The 23,109-nt window shown below is 70.6% G+C and carries 20 protein-coding genes and 1 riboswitch; of the genes, 6 read left to right on the top strand and 14 right to left on the bottom strand.

The annotated features are described in order from the left end of the window. Positions 1-11: 11 nt before the first annotated feature. Positions 12-139: riboswitch (FMN riboswitch) on the bottom strand. Positions 140-367: 228 nt separating this feature from the next. Next, positions 368-1,216 (top strand): formate/nitrite transporter family protein, encoded by an 849-nt coding sequence (locus EDD31_RS10205; protein WP_123304057.1) that lies wholly within the window; start codon positions 368-370, stop codon positions 1,214-1,216. Here EDD31_RS10205 and EDD31_RS10200 read toward each other — a convergent pair. The 3 genes from EDD31_RS10200 to nirB are packed head-to-tail and all read right to left on the bottom strand — an operon-like array spanning position 1,198 to position 5,848. After that, a complete protein-coding gene (locus EDD31_RS10200; protein WP_123304056.1) occupies positions 1,198-2,355 on the bottom strand; it encodes a uroporphyrinogen-III synthase in 1,158 nt (385 codons plus the stop codon). The two genes, EDD31_RS10205 and EDD31_RS10200, sit on opposite strands and share 19 nt — an antisense overlap. Next, the gene (cobA, locus tag EDD31_RS10195) at positions 2,352-3,209 is read right to left on the bottom strand and encodes a uroporphyrinogen-III C-methyltransferase (protein WP_123304055.1); all 858 of its coding nucleotides are present in this window, start codon (positions 3,207-3,209) and stop codon (positions 2,352-2,354) included. Before cobA ends, EDD31_RS10200 begins: the two co-directional genes overlap by 4 nt. Further along, positions 3,209-5,848, bottom strand: coding sequence for a nitrite reductase large subunit NirB (gene nirB, locus EDD31_RS10190; RefSeq protein WP_123304054.1), 2,640 nt, complete (start codon positions 5,846-5,848; stop codon positions 3,209-3,211). The genes cobA and nirB overlap by 1 nt, the downstream gene beginning before the upstream one ends. 199 nt (positions 5,849-6,047) lie before the next feature. On the opposite strand from nirB, the gene nirD reads away from it, so the two are divergent. Continuing rightward, entirely contained in the window at positions 6,048-6,431 is a 384-nt protein-coding gene (nirD, locus tag EDD31_RS10185; protein ID WP_245991125.1) for a nitrite reductase small subunit NirD, read from the top strand. 12 nt (positions 6,432-6,443) lie between these two features. After that, complete coding sequence (locus EDD31_RS10180; protein WP_123305407.1) at positions 6,444-7,199, top strand: sirohydrochlorin chelatase; 756 nt, start codon at positions 6,444-6,446, stop codon at positions 7,197-7,199. An 18-nt stretch (positions 7,200-7,217) separates the two neighbouring features. On the opposite strand, the gene hemL is transcribed toward EDD31_RS10180, so the two are convergent. From hemL to hemE, 6 genes are all read right to left on the bottom strand, one after another. Next, positions 7,218-8,543 (bottom strand): glutamate-1-semialdehyde 2,1-aminomutase, encoded by a 1,326-nt coding sequence (hemL, locus tag EDD31_RS10175; protein ID WP_123304052.1) that lies wholly within the window; start codon positions 8,541-8,543, stop codon positions 7,218-7,220. Between the two features lie 13 nt (positions 8,544-8,556). Next, positions 8,557-9,552: a porphobilinogen synthase gene (gene hemB, locus EDD31_RS10170; protein WP_123304051.1), complete on the bottom strand. Its 996-nt coding sequence runs from the start codon at positions 9,550-9,552 to the stop codon at positions 8,557-8,559. Continuing rightward, positions 9,552-10,391, bottom strand: coding sequence for a uroporphyrinogen-III synthase (locus EDD31_RS10165; protein ID WP_123304050.1), 840 nt, complete (start codon positions 10,389-10,391; stop codon positions 9,552-9,554). Before EDD31_RS10165 ends, hemB begins: the two co-directional genes overlap by 1 nt. Further along, the gene (gene hemC / locus EDD31_RS10160; RefSeq protein ID WP_123304049.1) at positions 10,388-11,368 is read right to left on the bottom strand and encodes a hydroxymethylbilane synthase; all 981 of its coding nucleotides are present in this window, start codon (positions 11,366-11,368) and stop codon (positions 10,388-10,390) included. The genes EDD31_RS10165 and hemC overlap by 4 nt, the downstream gene beginning before the upstream one ends. A gap of 65 nt (positions 11,369-11,433) precedes the next feature. Next, entirely contained in the window at positions 11,434-12,777 is a 1,344-nt protein-coding gene (locus EDD31_RS10155) for a protoporphyrinogen/coproporphyrinogen oxidase (protein ID WP_170163269.1), read from the bottom strand. Then, positions 12,770-13,819, bottom strand: a complete 1,050-nt coding sequence (gene hemE, locus EDD31_RS10150) for a uroporphyrinogen decarboxylase (RefSeq protein WP_123304047.1) — start codon at positions 13,817-13,819, stop codon at positions 12,770-12,772. The genes EDD31_RS10155 and hemE overlap by 8 nt, the downstream gene beginning before the upstream one ends. 44 nt (positions 13,820-13,863) lie before the next feature. Here hemE and EDD31_RS10145 point away from each other — a divergent pair, with 44 nt between their 5' ends. Then, positions 13,864-15,258: a glutamyl-tRNA reductase gene (locus tag EDD31_RS10145; protein WP_123304046.1), complete on the top strand. Its 1,395-nt coding sequence runs from the start codon at positions 13,864-13,866 to the stop codon at positions 15,256-15,258. An 18-nt stretch (positions 15,259-15,276) separates the two neighbouring features. On the opposite strand, the gene EDD31_RS10140 is transcribed toward EDD31_RS10145, so the two are convergent. The 3 genes from EDD31_RS10140 to EDD31_RS10130 all read right to left on the bottom strand — a co-directional run bounded on the left by EDD31_RS10140 (position 15,277) and on the right by EDD31_RS10130 (position 19,975). Then, positions 15,277-16,260, bottom strand: a complete 984-nt coding sequence (locus tag EDD31_RS10140) for a malate dehydrogenase (protein WP_123304045.1) — start codon at positions 16,258-16,260, stop codon at positions 15,277-15,279. Positions 16,261-16,324: 64 nt separating this feature from the next. Then, positions 16,325-18,553, bottom strand: coding sequence for an NADP-dependent isocitrate dehydrogenase (locus EDD31_RS10135; protein ID WP_123304044.1), 2,229 nt, complete (start codon positions 18,551-18,553; stop codon positions 16,325-16,327). A gap of 60 nt (positions 18,554-18,613) precedes the next feature. Further along, positions 18,614-19,975, bottom strand: coding sequence for an NAD(P)/FAD-dependent oxidoreductase (locus EDD31_RS10130; RefSeq protein ID WP_245991123.1), 1,362 nt, complete (start codon positions 19,973-19,975; stop codon positions 18,614-18,616). A gap of 22 nt (positions 19,976-19,997) precedes the next feature. Here EDD31_RS10130 and EDD31_RS10125 point away from each other — a divergent pair, with 22 nt between their 5' ends. Continuing rightward, positions 19,998-20,273, top strand: coding sequence for a DUF3017 domain-containing protein (locus EDD31_RS10125; RefSeq protein ID WP_123304043.1), 276 nt, complete (start codon positions 19,998-20,000; stop codon positions 20,271-20,273). 17 nt (positions 20,274-20,290) lie between these two features. Here EDD31_RS10125 and EDD31_RS10120 read toward each other — a convergent pair whose 3' ends face one another. After that, positions 20,291-20,566, bottom strand: a complete 276-nt coding sequence (locus EDD31_RS10120) for a metal-sensitive transcriptional regulator (protein WP_123304042.1) — start codon at positions 20,564-20,566, stop codon at positions 20,291-20,293. A 223-nt stretch (positions 20,567-20,789) separates the two neighbouring features. Beyond that, positions 20,790-21,809, bottom strand: coding sequence for a ribosome small subunit-dependent GTPase A (gene rsgA / locus EDD31_RS10115; RefSeq protein WP_123304041.1), 1,020 nt, complete (start codon positions 21,807-21,809; stop codon positions 20,790-20,792). 304 nt (positions 21,810-22,113) lie between these two features. Here rsgA and EDD31_RS10110 point away from each other — a divergent pair, with 304 nt between their 5' ends. Beyond that, positions 22,114-23,031, top strand: a complete 918-nt coding sequence (locus EDD31_RS10110) for a DUF559 domain-containing protein (protein ID WP_123304040.1) — start codon at positions 22,114-22,116, stop codon at positions 23,029-23,031. Positions 23,032-23,109 lie beyond the last annotated feature (78 nt).

Raw genomic sequence — 23,109 nt, 5'->3', positions numbered from 1 at the left:
CGGCGGCGCCACAGTGCTGCCTCCCATCCGGACTTTCACCGTCGGTCCTGGATTTTCACCAGGTCAACCGCACATCGTGAGACGTGCGGGTCGCGGACTGTCACCGCCGGCTCGGAATTTCACCGACCCCGGAGCACGTGTTGCTTGCCTCGGAGCATGGCACACGGCGCCGGGCAGCACAATCGCCCGGCCCTCCTAGCCGCCACGGGCCACCGCCGGATCAACCTCACACCCCTCCGATCTCGATGTGAGTTGGTCTTTTCATGCCATTAATCGCTCCACAACGGCGTGGAAACGACAGCACGCGAGTCTGTGATCACCCAACCGCGCATGCTGCGACACACCTCAACGGAAAGAGTCTTCACTCATGTCCTATGTCAAGCCCAAGGATCTGGCAGTCCGGATGATTGACGCCGGTGCGCAGAAAACCTTCATGGCCACGCGAGACACTCTGATCCGGGCCTTTATGGGCGGCGCCATTCTGGGCCTGGCGGCCGCGTTCGCGGTGACGGTCACCGCACAAACGGGAAGTGCCCTCGTGGGAGCGATGCTCTTCCCGGTCGGCTTCGTCCTGCTGTACCTCATGGGCTTCGACCTGCTCACCGGGGTGTTTACGCTGGTTCCGCTCGCGCTGCTGGACCGCCGCCGCGGTGTCACCGTGAGATCGATGTTGCGGAACTGGGGGTGGGTCTTCCTCGGCAACTTCGCCGGAGCCTTCACCGTGGCGGTCCTGATGGCCATCTACTTCACCACCGGGTTCGCCACGCCACCCAACGAGGTGGGCGTGGCTCTGATGGAGATCGGCCACGGCCGCACCGTCGGCTACGCCGAGTACGGCGGCGCCGGCATGCTGACGCTCTTCGTCCGCGCCGTGCTGTGCAACTGGATGGTCTCCACCGGCGTTGCGGCCGCTTTCATGTCCGACAGCCTCGCCGGAAAAGCCATCGCCATGTGGATGCCGATCATGCTGTTCTTCTACATGGGTTTCGAGCACAGCATCGTGAACATGTTCCTCTTCCCCATCGCCCTGCTGATGGGCGGGAACTTCACCGTGCTGGACTATTTGATCTGGAACGAGATTCCCACCGTGTTGGGCAACCTGGTGGGCGGACTGACCTTCGTCGGCCTGACCATCTACATGACGCACCGCCGCACCGCGCCGGAGCGGGGACTCGTGGAGCTGCCGAGAGTGCCCGCTCAGACCGCCAGCCGGTAACCGCGCTTGACCACCGTGAGCACCACATCGGTCACCGGGAGCGATTTCCGTAGCCGGGAGATGAGCATCTCCAGGGCGCGCTCAGAGTCACAGTGGGGCAGCACGGCAACGAGCTCGTCCCTGGAGAGCACCGAGCCCGACGCCGTGACCAGCTCACGGAGCAAGGCCAGCTGGCTGGGGGGAAGCTGCACGGGCCCGGCGCCGGATTCGGGGAACAGCACTTGCTTACCTCGAATCTCCACGGGCCCGTGGACGGTGGGGGCGCTGATGATGGAGGTCTCCAGGTGGTCACAGACCTTCTTGATCATCGCTCCCAGCCGCCAGCGATCCGGGATCACGGCGTCAATCCCGGTTTCGGTCAGGGGCCCTGCAGTGACTCCCCCGACGGCCGCGCAGACGACGTCGGTACGCAAGGCCTCGACCAGGGGCTCGAGCCGGCCGTACTGTTGCGCGACGCCGAGGAAGGCGTCGACGGCGGGCGCTGCGGTGAAGGTGACCATGTCGAGCTGACGATCGATGACGGCATCGATCATCCTCAGCAGTTTCGAGTCCTCGGCGGGTTTCGTCCAGGTGTAGGGCATCACCGTGTACACCTCTGCGCCAGCGGAGGTGAGCCGGTGGATCTGACGGTGGTTCAACAGGCCGTGCAGCTGGAACGCCACCCGCTTCCCGCGCACATCCTTCTGCAGCAACATGTCCAGCATCGTGTCGGTGCGCTCGTCCTCGGCCGCGCCGTCGTCGTCCAAGCCGGCAGCGCGGACCGCACCGCGGGCTTTCGGGCCACGCACCAGGATGCTGGCGTTCTGCAGGACATCGAACAACTGGGGCCACACGCCATAGGAATCGGCTGCCTCAGCCCACCGGCGCATCCCGTAGGCGGTCGTGATCACGGCGTAGTCCGGCGCCGCCCGGATCACCCGATTGGTGTCCTGCTGCAGGGTGACCGATTCGGTCAGTGAGGTGATCCGCAGTGCCGGGGCATGCATCGTCTCCGCGCCTCGCCGGCGCAACGCCGAGATCAGTTCCTCGCTGCGGCGGTCCGCGGTCACACCGATCCGGAAGCCGGCCAAGGTCTGGGGAAGGGACGTGCCGGCCGCAGCCTGGGCACTCGGGGTCTCTGGGGCGGCCGGCTCGTTCACGGCGCGCGGACTCCGGGGCGAGCGGGCGGTCGAGCGGCTGGAGCGGCCCCGAGGTTCATGGCCGATGAGGCGGCGCCGGCCACCGCCTGGGCGACGGCGGCCGATCCCGAGCTGGTCGCCTCGCCGGTGGCGGGATGCTCGGCCGCGAGGCGAACGACCTCTCCGATCACCATGACCGCAGGGGAGGTGACGCCCGTGCGGGCGGCCATGGCATGCACCCGGTCCAGCTGGGTCAGGCTGACCCGCTGCTCCTCGCAGTAGGCGCTCTCCACGATCCCGACCGGTGTCTGCTCGGGCAGACCGTGCCGGCGCAGCCCTTCGACGGTATGCCCCAGAGTGCCCACTCCCATGAGGATCACGATAGTGCCGCCGAGGCCGACGAGTGCGGCGAACTCCTCCTCGGAGAGGGGGTCATGGGCGGAGATCACCGTGAAGGCGCGGTTGATCCCCCGGGCGGTCACGGGAATCCCGGCCGCCGCGGGCGCCGCCACCGCCGAGGTGACCCCCGGGACCACGGTGACCGGTACGCCAGCCTCCCGGCAGGCCGCCACCTCCTCACATCCACGGCCGAAGACGAAGGGATCACCGCCCTTGAGCCGCACGGCGTGCCGTCCCTCACGGGCTGCGGAGATCAACATGTCGTGGATGCTCTCCTGCCGCACCCGATGGTGGCCGGGCCGCTTGCCCACGTCGAAGAGCTCGGCCGAGGGAGCCCAGCTGCGCAGTTCGTCGGTGGGCGCCAGGCGGTCATAGAGGACCACGTCGGCAGTCGCGAGGGCATCACGGCCCCGCACTGTCATGAGGTCCGCGGCTCCGGGGCCAGCTCCGATCAGGGTCACGCGTCCCAGGCTCATCACTGCCTCGCCTCCTCGGCGGTCAGCGCGCCATCCGGCGGCCGGACCGCGATCTCCGGTCCGAGCAGGACGAGGCTGCCCTCGCGGCGTTCCTGATCCGTGGCCGGGCGGACCTGGCCGCGTTCGAGCACGTACTGCAGATCCGTGTCGGGGGCCTGTGGGGCGTTGACGAAGCTGCGGAAGCGGCGGAGCTTCCCCGGATCCTTGAGCGTGGCGGCCCATTCGTCCTCGTAGCGGTCAACGTGCCGCGCGATGGCGGCCTCGAGGTCCTTGGCGATACCGAGGGAGTCCTCGACCACCACCTCACGGACATGGTCGAGACCGCCCGGCAGCTCCTCGATCCAGCGGGCGGTGCGCTGGAGCCGGTCCGCGGTGCGGACGTAGTACATGATGTACCGGTCGATGAACTGCACCAGGGTCTCGTCGTCCAGATCCTTGGCCAGCAGCTGGCCATGGGCGGGAGTGGCACCGCCATTACCCCCCACATACATGTTCCAGCCATCGGCGGTGGCGATGACTCCGACGTCCTTCGCCCGGGCCTCGGCGCACTCGCGCGCGCATCCCGAGACCCCGAACTTCATCTTGTGCGGTGAGCGCAGCCCTTTGTAGCGGTTCTCCAGGAAAATGCCCATGGCCACAGAATCCTGCACTCCGTACCGGCACCAGGTGGAGCCCACGCAGGACTTCACATTCCGCAGGGCCTTCCCGTAGGCCTGGCCGGACTCGAATCCGGCGTCCACCAGTCGCTTCCAGATCTGGGGAAGCTGCTCCAGCCGCGCGCCGAAGAGATCGATCCGCTGGGCTGCGGAGATCTTCGTGTAGAGACCGAAGTCCTGCGCCACCTGGGCAATGACCGCGAGCTTCTCGGGGCTGATCTCGCCGGCCGGAATCCGCGGCATGACCGAATAGGTGCCGTTCTTCTGCATATTGGCGAGGGCACGATCGTTGGTGTCCTGCAGCGAGCCGCGGCCGCTGTCCAGGATGTACTCGTCATGCATGGCCGCCAGGATGGAGGCGACCGCCGGTTTGCAGATGTCACAACCCATATGGCTAGAGGTCTCGGTCGGGGTGCCGAAGCGTTCGAGGATCTCCGTGAAGCTCCGCAGCCCCGCCGCGTGCACAGCCTCGAACAGCTGGGCCCGGGAGGACGAGAAGTGCTCGCACATGGCGGTGGAGACCTCCATGCCCTGGCTGGCCATCTCCTTCTCCATCACCTTCTTCGCCAGGGGCAGGCACGATCCGCACTGGGTCCCCACCGCGGTGCAGGCCTTGACGCCCGCCATGTCGGTGCAGCCGGGGGTGGTCTCGTCGCCGGCCACCGCATGCCGGATCTGCCCGGCGGAGACGTCCTTGCACGAGCAGACCTGCGCATCGTCGGGCAGGTCGAGTTCGACCTCGGAGCCGCCCGAGGCGGAGAGGAAGGAGGCGGGCTCGGCGGGCAGCTCACGTCCGAGCAGCGGACGAAGCGCCATATACGGGGCGGCATCTCCCACGAACACCCCGCCCAGCAGGATCCTCGCATCATCAGTGACCACCAGCTTCTGGTAGACCCCGGAAATGGCATCGGCGTAGACCACGTCCAAGGCACCGGGGGTCTCCCCGAAGGTGTCGCCGAAGCTCGCCACATCCATCCCTGCCAGCTTCAGCTTCGCGGCAGTGTCGAAACCGGTGAAGCTGGCCTCACCGTCGCAGAGTCGGTCGGCCACGACCTCTGCCATCGCGTTCGCCGGAGCGACCAAGCCCATGCAGGTGCCCTCGAAGCTGGCCACCTCTCCGATCGCCCACACTCCGGGAGCCGAGGTGGCGCACGTGGCATCGATCGCCACGCCGCCGCTCGGCCCGAGTTCCAGGCCAGCCGCCCGCGCCAGCTCATCCCGGGCGCTGATGCCGATGGCAGCCACCACCAGATCACACGGCAGATCGGCGTGCCGCTCGAAACCCAGGGTGAAGCCGTAGGTTCCCGCGCCATTGCGCCGCAGCTCGTGGGGCCGTTCGCCCATCTGCAGCTGGTACCCCTGCTGAGCCAGGAGCCGGTTCAGCGTGCGCCCGCCGCCCTCGTCCAGCTGCGCATTCATCAGGTACTCCTGCGAATGGACGATGGTGACGTCAGCGCCGAGCCCGGCCAGCCCGCCGGCGGCCTCCAGGCCCAGCAGTCCGCCGCCCACCACGACACAGTGCGGAGGGCGGCCCAGGTGCTCGGTGAGATCGGCCGTCTGTGCGGCGAGTCGGTCGACGTCCTCGAGCGTGCGGTACACCGCGATGTCCTCCGCGCCGGGGATCGGCGGCCGGGGTGCCCGCGAACCGGTGGCCAGCACGATGTCGTCGTACTCCGCGACATGCCCGGCGTCGGTGGTGATGCGCTTGCGCTGCGGATCCAGGTCGGTCACCCGGGTGCCGGTGAGGAGCTCGACACGCGGATCCTCCCAGAGGAGCGGATCTCCGAGCAGCAGGTCGTTGCCTGGCTCCTCGAAGCGCTTGGAGAGCCCGACCCGGTCGTAGGGCGCCAGCGGTTCCTCGCTGTAGACGCTGAGGTGCACGTCTCGCCGGTCCCTGGCGATCAGCGCCTCGGTGAGCCGATGCGCCGCCGGGCCTCCGCCGATCACTGCGATTCTGCGCGCAGAGGCAGTGGGTGCAGACATGTGAATTCGCCTTCCAACGAGGGGACGTGCCACGTGTCGAGAACCCTACGAAGGCGGGATTTCCTTGGTGTATCTGCCGTGTGAGGCGGGTGTGACGGCGTCCTCACTCTGCTGCCTGCGCCATGTGAGGCCATTGTCATCGGTCTTTTACACGCCCGTGCCGCTGGCGTTACGCACGGTTCTTAGGGTGGGTAGTGCCATGAATACTCACATGATTCTCGAAGCACCGGTCGCCTCCGCCGAGGGCGCCACCCGCCGCCAGGCTGCGTGGCACCCTGTCTGTGCCGTCAGCGAGTTGGAACCGATGTGGGGCGAGGCCGCGCTGATCGGCGAGACCCAGATCGCTCTGATCACCCTGCTCGACGGCCGGATCTTCGCCGTCGATCACCGGGATCCCGTGGCGGGAGCCAACGTCATGGCACGCGGCATCGTCGGCTCCCGGCAGGGTCGGCCCACCTTGGCCTCACCGCTGTACAAGCAGGTCTACGACCTGGCCACCGGGCACTGCCTCACCGAGGACGGTCCCGCGCTGCGCTGTTACCCAGTGCGCGTCGACGACGGCATCGTCCAGGTGCAGGTCTAGGTGGCGCTCTCGGTGGCCAATCGGGCTCCCGCCGCCGTCCGGGCCGCAGCACTGGCGGCCATCTCCCACGGCACCGGCTCCCTGGAGGGCCAGCAGCTCGTGCAGGCACTGGTGGAACACACCCGGGGCCGAGCCGCAGGCCATGCGGCCATCGCGGAGACCCGCCTGGGCCATGTCGATGTCCAGCAACCCGACGTCGCTGCCACCGTGGATGCCGTGGAGCCAGACCGGCCTGTGGTCCTCGTACCGCTTCTGCTCTCGGCGGGGTACCACGTGGCTGTGGACATGCGCCAGGCAGCGGACCAGGCCCCGCACCACACGGTGGTGGGCGAGGCGCTGGGGCCGGATCATCGGCTCGCGATGATCCTCCGGGAGCGGCTCCGGCAGGCCGGAGCAGTCCCCGGCGAGGATGTCATCGTCCTGGGAGCCGCGGGCTCCTCCACTCCCCGAGCAGTCACCGATGTCCAGGACACCGCCCAACTCCTGGCCAGCCTGCTGGACGTCGACGTGACGGACTCCTACCTCGCCTTCGCCCGGCCCACGGTGCGTGAGGCCGTGGACGAAGCCCGCCGGAGGCACCCGAAGCGCCGCGTTGTGATCGCCAGCTATCTGCTGGCCCCGGGGTACTTCCAGAAGCTGATGCATCAACAGGGCGCCGACCTCGTCACTCAGCCACTCCTGTGCACCCGCTACGGTGTGCCCGACGTGCCACCGGAGCTCCCCGAGATCGTGCTCGACCGTTTCCACGACGGGCTCGCACGGCTCTGAGCGCGAGGCGTGCGCGCGTCAGCTCCCGGCAGGCGGCTGTGCGGCTGCCGCGGCCCGGGCTGCGCCGGGCAGGGCATCCAGGATGGCGCCGACGGCGTCCTCGTCGTGCGCGGCGGTGAGGAACCAGGCCTCGTACACGCTCGGCGGCAGCGCGACACCGGACTCGAGCATGGCGTGGAAGAAGGCCGGGTAGCGCCACGACTCCTGCGCGGTGGCGCCCGCGTAGTCGTGCACGCCTGCCGTGGCGGCCTGCTCGCCGAAGAACACCGAGAACAGGTTGCCAGCGTGGTTGACCACGTGGGGCACGCCCGCCGCGGTGAGTGCCTCCCCGGTAGCACCGGCGATTGTGGCCGCCACCTGATCGATGTGCGCATAGACCCTCGCGTCGGCGAGGCGGAGCGTCGCGAGCCCAGCTGCGGTGGCCAGCGGGTTCCCGGAGAGGGTTCCGGCCTGGTAGACCGGCCCGGTCGGCGCGAGCAGCTCCATGAGCTCGGTGCGACCGGCCACCGCGGCGAGCGGCATGCCGCCACCGACAACCTTGCCGAAGGTCATCAGGTCCGGCATCCAGGACTCTGTTCCGCTCTCATGCCCCCACCAGCCCGAGGGGCCCACCCGGAAACCGGTGAGCACCTCGTCGAGGATCAGCAGCGCGCCGTGCTCGGAGGTGAGGCGGTGCAGGCCCGCGTTGAACCCTGCTGCGGGCGGGACGACGCCCATGTTCGCCGGCGCCGCCTCGGTGATCACGCAGGCGATCTCCTCACCGCGTTCGGCGAAGACCGCCTCCAGGGCTGCGAGGTCGTTGTAGGGCAGCACGATCGTCTGGGCGGCGCTCGCCGCGGGGACGCCGGCCGATCCGGGCAGACCAAAGGTGGCCACCCCGGAGCCGGCCTCGGCGAGCAGGGAGTCGACGTGGCCGTGGTAGCAGCCGGCGAACTTGACCACGAGGTCGCGGCCGGTGGCCCCACGCGCGAGCCGTACCGCGGTCATGGTGGCCTCGGTGCCGGTGGAGACCAGCCGCACCCGCTGCGCCGGCGGGACGCGGTCGCAGATCGCCTCGGCCAGTTCGACCTCACCGAGCGTCGGTGCGCCGAAGGACAGGCCGCGCGAGGCAGCCTCGCGGACTGCGGAGACCACCTCGGGGTGGGCGTGACCGAGCAGGGCCGGACCCCAGGAGGCCACCAGATCGACGTAGCTGCGCCCTTCGACATCGGTGATGCGTGCGCCGAAGGCTTCGGCGATGAAGCGGGGATCACCGCCGACGGAGCCGTAGGCCCGCACCGGCGAGTCCACGCCCCCGGGGATGACGCCGAGGGCACGGGTGAACAGATCGTGGTTGGTGGTCATGGTGCTGCTCTCCTCAGTGCTCGCCCTCAGCGAGCCAGCGGGCCACCTCAGTGGCCCAGTAGGTGGCGATGATGCTTGCTCCGGCGCGGCGGATCGAGGTCAGGGATTCGGTGATGGTGCGCCGGCGGTCCAGCCAGCCGTTCGCGGCGGCGGCCTCGACCATGGCCAGCTCACCGGAGACCTGGTATGCCGCCACCGGGATGTCCACGGACGCGGCGACGTCGGAGAGCACGTCCAGGTAGCCCAACGCGGGCTTGACCATGACGATGTCCGCGCCCTGCTCCACGTCCAGCAGGGCCTCGCGGGTGCCTTCGGCGCGGTTGGCCGGATCCATCTGGTAGGCGCGCCGGTCTCCGCGGAGCTGGGAGTCGACCGCCTCGCGGAAGGGGCCGTAGAAGGCGGAGGCGTACTTGGCCGAGTAGGACAGGATCGCGGTGCCGGTGGCGCCGGCGCCGTCGAGCGCCGCCCGGCAGGCCGCCACCTGGCCGTCCATCATCCCGGACAGGCCCAGTACGTGCGCGCCCGCCTCGTGCTGCACGAGCGCCATCTCGGCGTATCGCTCGAGCGTTGCATCGTTGTCCACCGTCCCATCGGCGGCCAGCAGGCCGCAGTGGCCGTGATCGGTGAACTCATCGAGACAGAGATCGGAGATGACCACGAGGTCCTCCCCCACCTCCTCACGCAGCAGCGCCAGGCCGCGGTTGGCGATCCCTGCCGGATCGGTGGCGGCCGATCCCACGGCATCCTTGGTGGCGGGCACCCCGAACAGCATGATGCCGCCCACCCCGGCCGCCGCCGCCTCCTGCGCCGCGGCGCGCAGCGAGTCTTCCGTGTGCTGCACCACCCCGGGCATCGAGGCGATCGGGCGTGGCTCGGTGGCCTCCTCGGCGAGGAAGACGGGCAGGATGAGGTCCGCGGCGGCCAGACGGTGCTCGGCGACGAGGCGCCGCAACGGCCCCGAGCCGCGCAAGCGGCGCGGGCGGTCGGTCGGCAGGGGCAGGGAAGTCATCAGCCGTGGGCTCCAAGGTCGAGGGGTCGGTGGCGCAGGGCGTGGGCGGCGGCGCTGATCAGGCCGGCCGGCGTGGCCTCGGCAGCCACGGCGTCGACCCGCATCCCGGCCTCCTGGGCGGCCTCGGCTGCGGAGGCGCCGATGGCGGCGAGGGCCACCTCCGCGGGGGGCGGGCCGAGCAGGGAGTGCAGAGCGCGCACGGTCGAGCCGGCGGTCAGCAGGACGACGTCGGGCCAGGGCTGGGTGAGCTGGGCGCGCTCGGCCTCCCCCAGCTGTGCGGTGCGGGTGCTGTACACCTCGGCGCGCTCGACGGCCCAGCCGAGTGCCCGCAGGCCGTCGGCGAGCTCGGGCGAGGCGAGCGCCGAGCAGGGCAACAGCACCCGCGCGTCCGCTGTGGCTGCCGGGAAGTCCTGCAGCAGCGTGGCCGCGCTCTCGGGAGCGCCGGCGCGCAGGTGCGGTTCCTGTCCGAACTCCGCGAGCGCCCGCGCCGTCGCCGGGCCGACGACGGCGATGCGCATCCCGGCGGCGACGGCGCGGGTGAGGCGCTCCTGCAGCGAGTCCGCCGTGCGCTGCGCTTGGGAGGCGAGCGCGGTGACGGTGCGAGCGGAGGTGAGCACCAGCCACGCCGCGCCGGTGAAGTCGAGCGCCCGGTTCACCACGGCATCGGCCGCGGGCACGCTTTCGGTGAGCGCGATGGTCAGCGCTTGCCCGCCGGCGTGCTCGACAGCGCGCGCGATGGGGTCGCTGGCGTCAGGGCGTGGCACCAGCACGCGCCGTCCGGCCAAGGGCCGGGCCGGGACCAGGTTCTGGGTGTGCGGCTCCTCACCGGTGGTGGTCATGGCCGGGCCCGGGCGAGTTCGCCGGCCCCCTGCCCGAGGAGCTCAAGGCCGAGGTCGCGGCCCAGGCGGCGGGCGGTGGCGATCGCGGCCTCGCGGTCACCGTCGAGGTCGATGGAGGTGCGCTGGGAGGAACGCAGCGCACGTCCGCCGTCGATGGCGGCGGCGATGGCCTCCAGAGTGAGGACTCCGCTCTCGACCGTGGCGAGCGCGCCGACGGGGGCGGCGCATCCTGCCTCCAGACTGGCGAGGAGCTGCCTCTCGGCCGTCACAGCCACGAGCGTGGGCAGGTCGTCGACGACAGCGAGCGCGCCGGCCAGCGGTTCGGGAACCTCGGCTCGGGTCTCCACCGCGAGCGCTCCCTGCCCGGGTGCGGGCAGCATGTCGGCCGGGTCGAGCACCTCAGTGGCGCGCGCCTCGAGCCCGAGCCGCACCAGGCCCGCCATCGCGAGCACCACGGCGTCGAGGTCGTTCTCGGTGCGCGCCAGCCGGGTGGGCACATTGCCGCGGATGTCCACCACCTCGAGATCGGGCCGGGCGAGCCGCAGCAGCGCGGCCCGGCGCGGTGACCCGGTGCCCACCCGCGCCCCAGCGGGCAAGGTGGCGAGCGTCCATCCGTTCCGGGCGCACAGGGCATCGCGCACATCGGCGCGCGGGGGCACGGCGGCGATCCGCAGTCCCGGTTCCGGGGTGGTCGGGAGGTCCTTGAGCGAGTGGACGACGACGTCGGCCGTGCCTGCCTTCAGGGCTGTGCGCAGGGCGCCGGCAAAGACACCGGTGCCGCCGAGCGAGGCCAGGGACCCGGTCGTGACATCTCCCTCGGTGCGCACGATGCGCATCTCCAGCGGCCCTGCTCCGGCCGCAGTGAGCGCCTCGGCCACCTGGCCTGCCTGGGTGCGGGCGAGGTCCGATCCGCGGGTGCCCAGCACCCACGACGACGGTCCAGCGAGGTTCTCAGTCACGTGGTCAGTCTCCCTCATGGGCGCGACCCGGGGCGAGCACGCGGCGGCTCCAGCAGGATCGTGGTGCTCACGGTCGGCGGTGCCTACTGCATCGCGGCGACCATCGCCCGGGAGCGAGTGACGATGGCCGGCAGCCCGGTACCAGCCACGAGCGAGCCGCCCAGGTGGAGGCCCTGCTGCGACACCCGTTCCGCGAGCGCGAGGACCGCTTCACGCATGACGGGATCCGCCGGGGCGAGAGCACCGTCATGGCGCACCACCCTCGCCTCGAGCACATGCTCGGGTTCCAGGTCGATCCCGAGGAGCCGGCTCGCGTCGGTGAGCGCCTCAGCCGTCTCCGGTGGGGCGGGATCCTGACCAGGGCGACCGTAGGACAGGCGCACCACGTGCCGCCCGGGCCCGGCGGCCTCCTGCGCCCACTGCCATTTGGCGGTCACGTGCGTGAGTGCCTTCGCGCCGGGGACGCCCTCGGCGGCGATGATCCCGCTGCCGCGCGGCGCCTCGTCGAGCTCGGGGGCTGCCAGGAGCAGCACGGCATGCGTGGCAGGCGCGCCAGGCCGCGGCCGGATGCCGCTGGTGTCCGCGTGCGGAGCGAGCAACGCCATGGTGACGGCACCAGAGGTCGCGAGGATCACCTCGCTGGCGCTCACGGTGTCCGGGCCGCCGGTGTCAACGAGCCAGCGGCCGCCCGCGCTGCGTTCAAGCGCACTGACCCGGTTGCCGGGTACCAGGGTGGCGCCGGCCTCACGGGCGGCCGTGGCGAGGGCGTCGGCGAGCCGGTACATCCCGCCGGTGACCGCGGCGACCGGAGGGCCATCGGGCAGCAGCGCGGCCACCGCGGTTGCCAGGGAGCCGGTGCGCCGCAGCGCCTCGCGCAAGCCGGGCATGACCGCATCGACGGGCAGGCGCGCGGGATCCGCGCCGTGGATCGCGGAGACCAGCGGGCGCACCAGATTGTCCAGGAGCCCGCTGCCCATGCGTGCGGTCACGAGGGCGGCCAGATCGGCTTCCCCGGCGCCGACCTCCGGGCCGAGCTCGGCGTCCTGCGCAGCACGACGGGCCGCCTCCCCACCGATAGCCGCCACGACATCCTCGGCGACGGGATCCGCGGGGATGCCGAGCATCGCCCGCTCCGGCGAACGGAAGGCACCCCGCTGTGGGGTCAGCAGCCACGAACCGTGGACGGGCGCCTCGGTGGCCAGGCCGAGCTCGGCGCAGAGCTCAGCGATCTCGGGGCGGCGCACGGCGAAGGCCTCGGGGCCCCCGTCGACGATGACGCCGCCGATGTCGAGCGGCCGCAGCAGGCCGCCCCAGTGCTGGGACCCTTCCAGGAGCGTGACGCGCCGCCCCGCTCGCGCCAGTTCCCAGGCTGCGGTCAGGCCACCAATGCCGCCACCGACGATGGCGACGTCGACGTCGTCACTCACTGTGCGCGAGCTCAACGATCCGGGTCAGCACACCCGGGTCGGTCGTCGGCGGCACGCCGTGACCGAGGTTCAGCACATGTGCGGCGGCCGAACGCCCACGGGCGATGACGTCCTTGACGTGCCGTTCGAGCACCTCCCAGGGGGCGGTGAGCAGGGCGGAGTCGATGTTGCCCTGCAGGACGGTCCCGGCTCCCAGGCGGCGGGTCGCCTCGTCCAACCCGATGCGGTGGTCGACTCCCACGACCTCGGCTCCGGCGTCACGCATGACGGTGAGGATCTCTGAGGTCCCGGTGCCGAAATGCACCCGTGGGACCAAGCCCTCCACGGCAGCGAGCGCGCGCGCCGAGTACGGTGCGGCTCGCTCGGTGTAGTCCGCGACAGACAGCGAGCCGGCCCAGGAGTCGAAGAGCTGGACGGCCTGTGCCCCGGCGGCCACCTGGGCGCGGAGGAAGTCACCGGTGATGTCGGCCGCCCAGGTCAGCAGCTTGTCCCAGGCTGCCGGGTCGGCGTGCATCATGGCCCGCGCCGCGAGGTGATCGCGCGAGGGGCGGCCCTCAACGAGGTAGGCGGCCAGGGTGAACGGGGCACCACCGAAGCCGATCAGCGGCACGGGCTCGGGCCGCGCACTCAGCTCCGAGACCGCAAGCTGCACGGCCTCGGTGATGTTGGACATCTCACCGCTGGGCAGTGACGTGAGACGGTCCACATCGGCTGCGGACCGCACCGGCGAGCCAATGACCGGGCCCACGCCGGAGACGATCTCCACATCGACGCCGGCCAGCTTGAGCGGGATGACGATGTCGGAGAAGAAGATCGCCGCATCGACGCCGTGGCGGCGCACCGGCTGGCAGGTGATTTCCGCGGCCATCTCGGGCCGCAGGCAGGATTCGAGCATCTCGGTGCCCTGGCGCAGCTCGCGGTATTCCGGGAGCGATCTGCCGGCTTGGCGCATGAACCACACCGGCAGGCGATCCGGCCGGGTGCCGGAGTACGCGGTGAGCAGCGGCGAGGATGTGACCGAGAGATCACGGGCAAAGGTCATCGAAGCATTGTGTCAAAGATGCGCGCCCGAGCTAACCTGCCAGGGTGCCGCTAGCAATTCTCGCAGCCGACCACCACGAGGTCCCGCTTCCCACCCTGAACCGGCTTTCCGTGGGCGCAGACGCCGTGGGAACCCACCTCGCGAGCCATCCCAGCGTGGAGGGCGTCGTCATCCTCTCCACCTGCAACCGCGTGGAGGTCTACCTCGACGCCCACTGCGCGCAGGGAGCCCTGGCTGCCGCACGCGAGGCGCTGGCGCAAGGTTCCGGCATGGCGCCCGAACAGGTGGGCGAACTGACGCACCACGCCGTGGGAGAGGACGTCGTACAACGCGTCTTCGAGGTGGCCGCCGGCCTGGACTCGATGGTCGTGGGCGAGCGCGAGATCGCCGGACAGCTGCGCCGAGCGCTCCAGTCGGCACGCAGTAACGGCACCACCTCTCCCTTGCTCGAAGACGTCTTCCAGCGGGCCTCACGCGCCTCGCGCCGCATCGCGGTCGAGACCGATCTCGCCGCCGCCGGGCGCTCCGTGGTGTCGGTGGCGCTCGACGTCGCCTCGGCCCGCGCCGCGCATGCCGGATGCCCGCGCACCGCCACTGTCTGGTCCGACGAGGACGGCCCGCACGTGCCCAGCGGCTCCTGGGCGCATGCGCGCGCCCTGGTCCTCGGCACCGGCGCCTATGCCGGCGCCACCGTGGCCGCACTGCGCCGCCGGTCCTGCGCCGACATCGCCGCCTGGTCCTCCTCAGATCGCGCCGCACAGTTCGCCGCCAAGCAGGGCATCGACGCTGTTCCCGTCGCAGGGCTGGTCAGCGCCCTGGCCGGCGCCGATCTCGTGGTCTCCTGCCGCGGCACCGGCTCCCCCGTGGTCGACCTCCCCACGGCCACCGCCGCCCTGGCTTTGCGCGGCGCCACCGCCTCCCCGCTGGTGATCGTGGACCTCGCCCTGCGCAGGGATGTCGACCCTGCGGTCGCAGACCTCCCCGGCATCATCCTGCTCGACCTGAGCATTGTTCGCCGGCACGCGCCGGCGGCCACCGACGGTCAGGTGCACCGCGCCCAGGAGATCGTCACCGAAGAGGTCGACGGCTTCCTCGGCCGCCGGGCCGAACGCGCCATGGACGACGTCGTCATCGCCATGCGTGAGTACGTGGGCACCGCACTGGAAGAAGAGCTCTCGAAGCTGCCGTCCTCCGGGGTCGTGGACGCCGCCCAGGTCACCCAGGCCTTGCGCCGACTGGCCGCGAAGGTGCTCCACGAGCCCACCGTGGCCGCGCGCGCTGCGGGCCGGGAAGGCCGTGGCCGCGAGTTTGTCGAGGCCCTGAACATCGTCACCGGCGCGGTGCGGGCGGACGAGCACGGTGACAAGAGCAGTGGGGCCACCGCCGCAGATGACGACGGTGACCCCACCAATGCTGATGCGGCGAGAGCCGCGAGGTAGCGGCAGCCCCGGCCGGGCTTAGCTTCCGATCAAGCCCAGCTTGGCCACGGCGTCGCGCTCTTCGGTGAGCTCGGCCACGGAGGCGTCGATCTTGGCGCGGGAGAACTCGTTGATCTCCAGGCCTTGGACGATCTCCCAGGCGCCACCGGAGGAACGCACCGGGAACGAGGAGATGAGGCCCTCGGGCACGCCGTAGGAGCCGTCCGAGGGAATCGCGGCCGAGGTCCACGAATCCGCCGAGGTGCCCAGCACCCAGTCATGGACGTGGTCGACCGCGGCATTGGCTGCGGAGGCCGCCGAGGAGGCGCCGCGGGCTTCGATGATGGCGGCGCCTCGCTTGGCCACGGTGGGGATGAAGTCCCCCTCCAGCCACGACTGCTCCACCAGATCGGCGGCCGGTTTGCCGGCCACGCTCGCATGGAAGAGGTCCGGGTACTGGGTGGCGGAGTGGTTGCCCCAGATGGTGAGGTTCTTGATCGCACTGACCGGCGCGCCGGTCTTGGTGCTCAGCTGCGCGAGCGCCCGGTTGTGGTCCAGGCGGGTCATCGCCGTGAAGCGCTCTGCTGGGATGTCGGGCGCGTGCTGCTGGGCGATCAGGGCGTTGGTGTTAGCGGGGTTGCCCACCACCAGCACACGCACGTCGTCGGCGGCGCCCGCGTTCAGCGCCTCGCCCTGGGGGCCGAAGATCCCGCCGTTGGCCTCGAGTAGATCGCCGCGCTCCATGCCCTTGGTGCGCGGGCGTGCGCCGACCAGCAGCGCCACATTGGCGCCCTCGAAGCCCTCGGCGGGGTTGTCGTAGATGTCGATGCCCTCGAGCAGCGGGAAGGCACAGTCGTCGAGCTCCATGGCGGTGCCCTCGGCGGCCTTGACGCCCTGAGGGATCTCGAGCAGCTTCAGGCGCACCTTGGTGTCGGCGCCGAGCATCTGTCCGGAGGCGATCCGGAAGAGCAGGGCGTAACCGATCTGTCCGGCGGCGCCGGTCACGGTGACGTTGACGGTCATATCAGGCAGCACTCCTTGTGGAGAGGTCGGCCGGCCGCGTCGGTTACGGCCGGCCGATGGACGGTCAGGACAGGGTCTCGAGGACAGCGTTCAGGGTGGCCGAGGGGCGCATGACGGCCGTGGCCTTCGCGGCGTCGGGGCGGAAGTAGCCGCCGATGTCCGCCGGCTGGCCCTGCACGGCCTCCAGCTCAGCGACGATCGTCTCCTCCTTCTCGGTGAGCTGCTCCGCCACGGGGGCGAAGACGGCAGCGAGATCGGCGTCCTCGGTCTGCTGGGCGAGCTCCTGCGCCCAGTACATGGCGAGGTAGAAGTGCGAGCCGCGGTTGTCGATAGTGCCGAGCTTGCGGCCCGGGGAGCGGTTCTCCATCAGGAAGGTGGCCGTGGCGCGATCCAGGGCGCCAGCGAGCACCGCAGCCTTCGGGGTGCTGGCCTGCTCGGCGTACTTCTCCAGCGAGGGCACCAGGGCGAAAAACTCACCGAGGGAGTCCCAGCGCAGGTAGTTCTCCGCCACCAGCTGCTGCACGTGCTTGGGCGCCGAGCCGCCGGCTCCGGTCTCGAAGAGCCCGCCACCGTTGATGAGGGGAACGATGGAGAGCATCTTGGCGGAGGTGCCCACCTCAAGGATGGGGAAGAGGTCGGTGAGGTAGTCGCGCAGCACGTTGCCGGTGACCGAGATGGTGTCCTCGCCGCGGCGCAGTCGCTCCAGGGAGTAGGTGGTGGCCTCGACCGGGTTGAGGATCTTGATCTCCAGGCCCTCAGTGTCGTGCTCAGGCAGGTAGGCCTCGACCTTGGTGATGAGGTTCGCGTCGTGCGCGCGCTCGCGATCCAGCCAGAAGACGGCCGGTGCGCCACTGGCGCGGGCCCGGGTGACGGCGAGCTTCACCCAGTCGCGGATCGGAACGTCCTTGGTCTGGCAGGCGCGCCAGATGTCGCCCGGGGCCACCTCGTGCTCGATCAGCGTGGCGCCGCTGGAGTCCACGATCCGCACGGTGCCGGCCGTCTCGATCTCGAAGGTCTTGTCGTGGGAGCCGTACTCCTCGGCCTTCTGCGCCATCAGGCCCACATTGGGCACAGAACCCATAGTGGTCGGGTCCAGGGCGCCGTGGGCGCGGCAGTCCTCGATCACGGCCTGGTAGACACCGGCGTAAGAGGAGTCCGGGATGACCGCGAGGGTGTCGTCCTCCTCGCCGCTGGGGCCCCAGCCCTTGCCGCCGTTGCGGATCAGGGCCGGCATCGAGGCGTCGACGATGACGTCGGAGGGCACGTGCAGGTTGGTGATGCCCTTGCGGTCATCGACCATGTACATCCGCGGGCCGTCGGCCAGGCCGGCGTCGATGGCTTCCTTCACCGCGTCACGGGTGCTCGGCTCGAGGGCATCGATGCCGGAGAGGATCCCACCCAGGCCGTTGTCGGGCTCCAGGCCCGCGGCCTGGAGCTGCTCGCCGAACTGGGCGAAGACGTCGGGGAAGAAGGCGCGTACCGCGTGACCGAAGATGATCGGGTCGGCCACCTTCATCATGGTGGCCTTCATGTGCAGGGAGAACAGGATGTTCTCCCGCTTGGCGCGGGCCACCTGCTCGGTGAGGAAGGCGGACAGCGCCTCGGCGCGCATGACCGTGGCGTCGATGACCTCACCGGCCTGCACGGGCAGGGAGTCCTTCAGCGTGGTGACCTGGCCGTCGGCGGCGACGTGCTCGATCCGCAGCGTGTCCTCGGCCTCGATGATCACCGACTTCTCGTTCGACCGGAAGTCGTCCGCACCCATCGTGGCCACTGCCGTCTTGGACTCGGCGCTCCACTCCCCCATGCGGTGGGGGTTGGTGCGCGCATAGGCCTTGACCGAGGCCGGGGCACGGCGGTCGGAGTTGCCCTCGCGGAGCACCGGGTTCACGGCCGAGCCCTTGACGCGGTCGTAGCGGGCGCGGATCTCACGCTCGGCGTCCGTGCGGGGCTCATCCGGATAGTCCGGCAGGGCGTATCCCTGCGCCTGCAGCTCGGCGACGGCCGCCTTGAGCTGCGGGACCGAGGCGGAGATGTTGGGCAGCTTGATGATGTTGGCCTCAGGGGTCTTGGCCAGTTCCCCGAGTTCGGCGAGGTGGTCGCCGATGCGCTGGTCCTCGGTGAGGTAGTCCGGGAAGACCGCGATCACGCGCCCGGCCAGCGAGATGTCCCGCGTCTCGACCTCGACGCCGGCCGGGGCGGCATAGGCCTCGACGATCGGCAAGAGGGAGTGGGTCGCCAGCATCGGCGCCTCATCAGTGAGGGTGTAGATGATCTTGGGCACTGGACGCATCCGTTCGTCGGGTCGAGATTTCTTTCGATATCAAGATATCGGTTCTGCGGGGGACAGACCTCATCGAGGCGTGCGGATCGTCTTCTTCAGCGCCACCTCCGGGTCTGCGGCCAGCTCCGGGTCGAGCACGGGGCGGGCGCCGCCGGCAAGCAGACGGCGCAACGCCCCGACGTCGCGGGGGCGGCCCGCGGTGAATCCCGCCAGCAGCCGGGGTGCCTCGGCTGGGCCGTCGACGTACAGGGCGGTCCAGCCCGCGCCAGTATCGCTGTCTTCGCTCCAGCCGCGATCGAGCAGGCGTGCCGCCGGGCCAGGCTGGCCCACCATCGCGAGCTCGTGACCGAACTGGGTGGAGAAGACGTACGGCGCGGCCACGGCGGGGACCTCCTGCCCCAGCAGTCCGGCCGCCAGGCCGGCCGGCCGGGTCAGGGCCTGATCCCAATGCCCGCCCGGTATCACCCCGAACTCCGGGGTGCTGGTCACCACGCAGTCGCCCACTGCCCGGACCGACGCCGGGCCACCGGTAATCCGGCCCGCAGCGTCGACGGGGAGCGCGCGGTGGGTCAGCGGAAGCACGTCTTCGAGCCACTCGGTGGCCGGGCGCACCCCCATGGCGGCGAGCACCACGTCGGCATCGAGGGACCCGGCGTCGGAGAGGATCTGCCTGCTTCCCGAGCCTTTCTGCATGCTCGGCCGGGTCCCGTCCGGCGCCCTCACCTCCCGCACTGCGGTAGCCAGGCGCAGATCGACGCCCGCCCCGGCGTACCAGGGCACGGTGCGCTGGCCCACCGGAGCACCGAGCTGGCGTGCCAGGGGCGCCGGTCCGGCTTCGAGGACTGTGACCTCGCACCCTCGGCTCGCCGCCTGACCGGCCACCTCGGCGCCGATCCATCCCGCACCGACCACCACCAGGCGCCCGCCGTCGCCCAGGCCATCGCGGAGCCGTGCGGCATCCTCGGCGGAGTGCAGGGTCAAGGCGGTCTCGGGCCAGGGGTTGATCGCGTGGGCCCCCAGGGCCAGGACCACGACGTCGGCGCGCAGGATGCGCGTGCCGGAAGGCCCCGTCAGCTCGACCTCAGCCTTAGCCTCTCCCGGGCGGAGTGCGGTGGCCCGGTGGCCGAGTAGGACCTCATCGGCGAGGGAATCCAGATCACCGAGGCCGTCGGCGGACAGATAGCTAGGACCGGGTCGGTCGAAGAGGTGCTTGGACAGCGGCGGCCGATCGTACGGTGCCAGCGGCTCCGCGCCGGCCAAGGTGAGGTGACCGGTAAAGCCGCGCTCGCGTAGCTCCGCAGCCGTGCGCAGCCCGGCCAGGCCGGCGCCAAGGATCAGGACGTGGCCACGCGGCAGCAGGATCGGGGCGTCGGCGGTGCCAGTCGTGGTGAGGGAGGCTCCGCCGGCGGCGGCAGCGACGTCGTCGGGCATGGTTCCACGGTAGCCTCACGCCGTGAGCAGCAGGGTGGTCTTCCGCCGCGGCGCCGGAGTGGCGGTCGTGATCGTGGTGGCCGGCGTGTGTGCGCTGGCCGTCTTCTCCAGCCCGGTGCACGCCGTGGCCGCACTCGCGCTGTCCTTGGTGGGGGCAGCAGTGCTGCGCGCCGCCACCCCGACGTCGCTGCTCGCCTGCGCGCGCAGCCGTGCCTTCGACGTGGTCTTCCTCCTGTTGCTGGCGGCCGCCCTGGGTTACCTCAGCGTCTGGGGCGACGCCGCGGTGGTGGCGGCGTAGGCACGGCCGCGAGCGGCTCACGCCAGGGTGAGGAAGAGCTTCTCGAGCTCGTCAGTCGTCAAGTTCTCGCGTTCGCTCGTCCCATCGGGATCCGCCACGCAGTCCTTCATCGCGGTCGCGACGATCGCGAAGCCCGCGCGGTCCAACGCGGAGGAGACCGCGGCGAGCTGAGTCACCACCGCGCGGCAGGATTGGCCGGACTCAGCAGCCGTGATGACGGCATCGAGCTGGCCGCGCGCGCGGCGGAGGCGGTTGAGGATGCGGCGCTGTGCGTCGAGATCGCTGGTAGCCATGGGAACTCCTGTTCGCGGGGAGGGGCCGGTGGATCACGGGAGAGGCGCGCCGCCGGTCCTGCCCGGGTTGCGCGCACTCTTGTGCCTCCACAGCTTACCCCCCGGGGTATTCGTGCAGGCGCGCTCACGCAGGCGACCGCGGTCGAGCGCCTGGGCACTGGCGACCTCGCGGCGGCACCCGTGCACCGTTACCCTCGCGCCGACGTCCTGACGCCCACCAGCATCAATGCCCGCGAGCGCGGCGGTACTGGCGTGAGAGGCGGTTGTACTCCCGCCCCTTGTCCCGGCGTGCTGGGCCGGCCTTGCGCTCGGCATGGTCGGCCTCGCGGCGCAGTCGCTGATAGTCATCGAGCCGCCCTGGCTCTAGCTCACCGCTCTCCGTGGCGGCGAGCACCGCACAGCCGGGTTCGCTCTCGTGGCGGCAGTCCGAGAATCGGCAACTCTGCGCGAGGGCCGCCACATCGGTGAAGGTGCGCTCCACGCTGTGACCGTCCAGCACGCCCAGTTCGCGTACTCCGGGAGTGTCAATGACGTAGCCCCGCTCCCCCAGGTCGATCAGCTCACGACTCGTCGTCGTGTGTCGGCCCTTGACATCGCGGGCACGCACCTCGCCGGTCTGTTGGACGTTCGCTCCGGCGATGGAGTTGATCAGAGTCGACTTTCCCGCACCCGAGTGCCCCAGGAGCGCGGCGGTGGTGGTGGGCCCCAGCATTGATGCCAGCTCCTCGATTCCCTCACCGCTGAGGGCGGAGGTCATCACCCATTCCACGCCCGGGGCGCTGCGGATCACGACGCGCTCAATCTCGCGGCGCCGGGCATCGGTGGCACGATCGGCCGCGCTGATGACCAGGACCGGGCGGGCACCAGAATCCCAGCCGATCGCGGCCAAACGCTGCAGCAGGCGCTCGCGGGTAGCTTCCTCGGCCCGCACCACGAGGAAGAGGACATCCACGTTGACCGCGACAGTCTGCCCCTCGCCCCGCGCTCGGCTGGCGCGTGCGATCACCGAGCTTCGCTCGAGCCGGGTGACCTCGCCGCTGGTCCACGTGACCCAGTCGCCGGTGCACAGCTCGGCGCCAGCTGACGCACTGCCGGGGATCTCCACGGCGCGACCGGAGTCATCCATCGCCAGCGCGCGGCCGCGGTCCACCCGTACCACTCGCCCGACGAGGCCGTGAGCGTCCTGCGTGGGACGGAGGCGCTCCGGCAGCCGCAGCGGGATCAGGGGCGGTTCACCAGTCATTCCGTGAGCGTAGGAGGCCCGGTCAAGACCTTTTCGGTGCTCGGGCCAGGAGCCCTCTGAACCCCGAGCCCCGAGCCCCGAGCCCCGAGCCCCGAGCCCCGAGCCCCGAGGATTATGTAGCGAACGTCGCTACGCACGACCGAGAGTTCATAGTTTCCGCGCCGACTCTCGAGGCGCGACGGGTCTCCACCGGCTCTCGAGGCGCGATTGGCCGACCAGGCCGCGCCGCGCCGCCAGGTCGAGCGGATGTGGCGCCTGTGGATAACGAAAGCGGAAGACTGCCCTTGGAGTAGAGGCTGTGGGCATGACGCCCGAGGATCGCGCCTGTGCCGAGCTGACATTGCGCCAGGTGTCCAGGCATGGCGTCTTCACCCGACGCATGGCACACCAGGCTGGCTGGAGTGAGTCGGCTGTCCGCCACGCCATCCGCACTGGACGCTTCCGCCACCTTGCCGGCGTCGGCTATGCGGACCATGACCTGCCCCTTGGTCGCAGCGACGACGCCCACCGTGAGGCCCGGCTTCGGGCCATCGCCGCCAGCCTGACCTGGCCGGCCGGGGTCATCTGCTTCCGCACCGCGGCACTCCTCCACCGCCTGCCCGTGCGCGACGATGGCCTCGCGCATCTCTGCATCGCTCCCGGCCGGCGTCGTGGCCGACGTCTGGCACCACACAGTTTCGAGCTGGACCCCTCAGAGATCTGCCAGATCGCCGGGGTCGCCGTCACGAATCGCCGCCGGACCATCGTCGATTGCCTGGCACTGCTGCCCTATGACGAAGCCGAGAGCCTGATGGCGTGGGTGCGCACGCGCGATCTCATGAGCGTCGACGCTCTGAAGGAGGCGGCGAGGGCACGAGCCCGAAAGCGCGGGGCGCCCCAGCTACGCCGCATCGTCGCCGAGACGGCCAGAGGAGCACTGAGCGCGCTGGAGCGGCTCCTGCACCAACTGCTCCACAGCGCCAACCTCAGCGGATGGCGCGCCAACCATCCGATCGTCGTCGATGGCTGGATCATCGCCAGGGGCGACGTCGTCTTCGAGCGGGAACGGGTCATTATCGAGGTCGATGGGCGCGCCCACCACGACTTCGAGCGCGATCGCGAGCGACTGAATCTGCTCACGCTCGCCGGCTATACGGTGTTGCGATTCACCTGGCAGCAGCTTCGGCACCGGCCCAAGGACGTGCTGCGGCAGATCCGCATCGCACTCTCAGCTGCCGCCTGAGCGAGGGACAACTATGCACTCTCGGTCGCTCGTCACGACCGAGAGTGCATAGTTCTCGGGTCAGCGGGCCGGCCACCG

This window comes from Bogoriella caseilytica (assembly GCF_003752405.1).
GTDB lineage: Bacteria > Actinomycetota > Actinomycetes > Actinomycetales > Actinomycetaceae > Allobogoriella > Allobogoriella caseilytica.
This window is presented reverse-complemented; position numbering and strand designations above follow the sequence as displayed.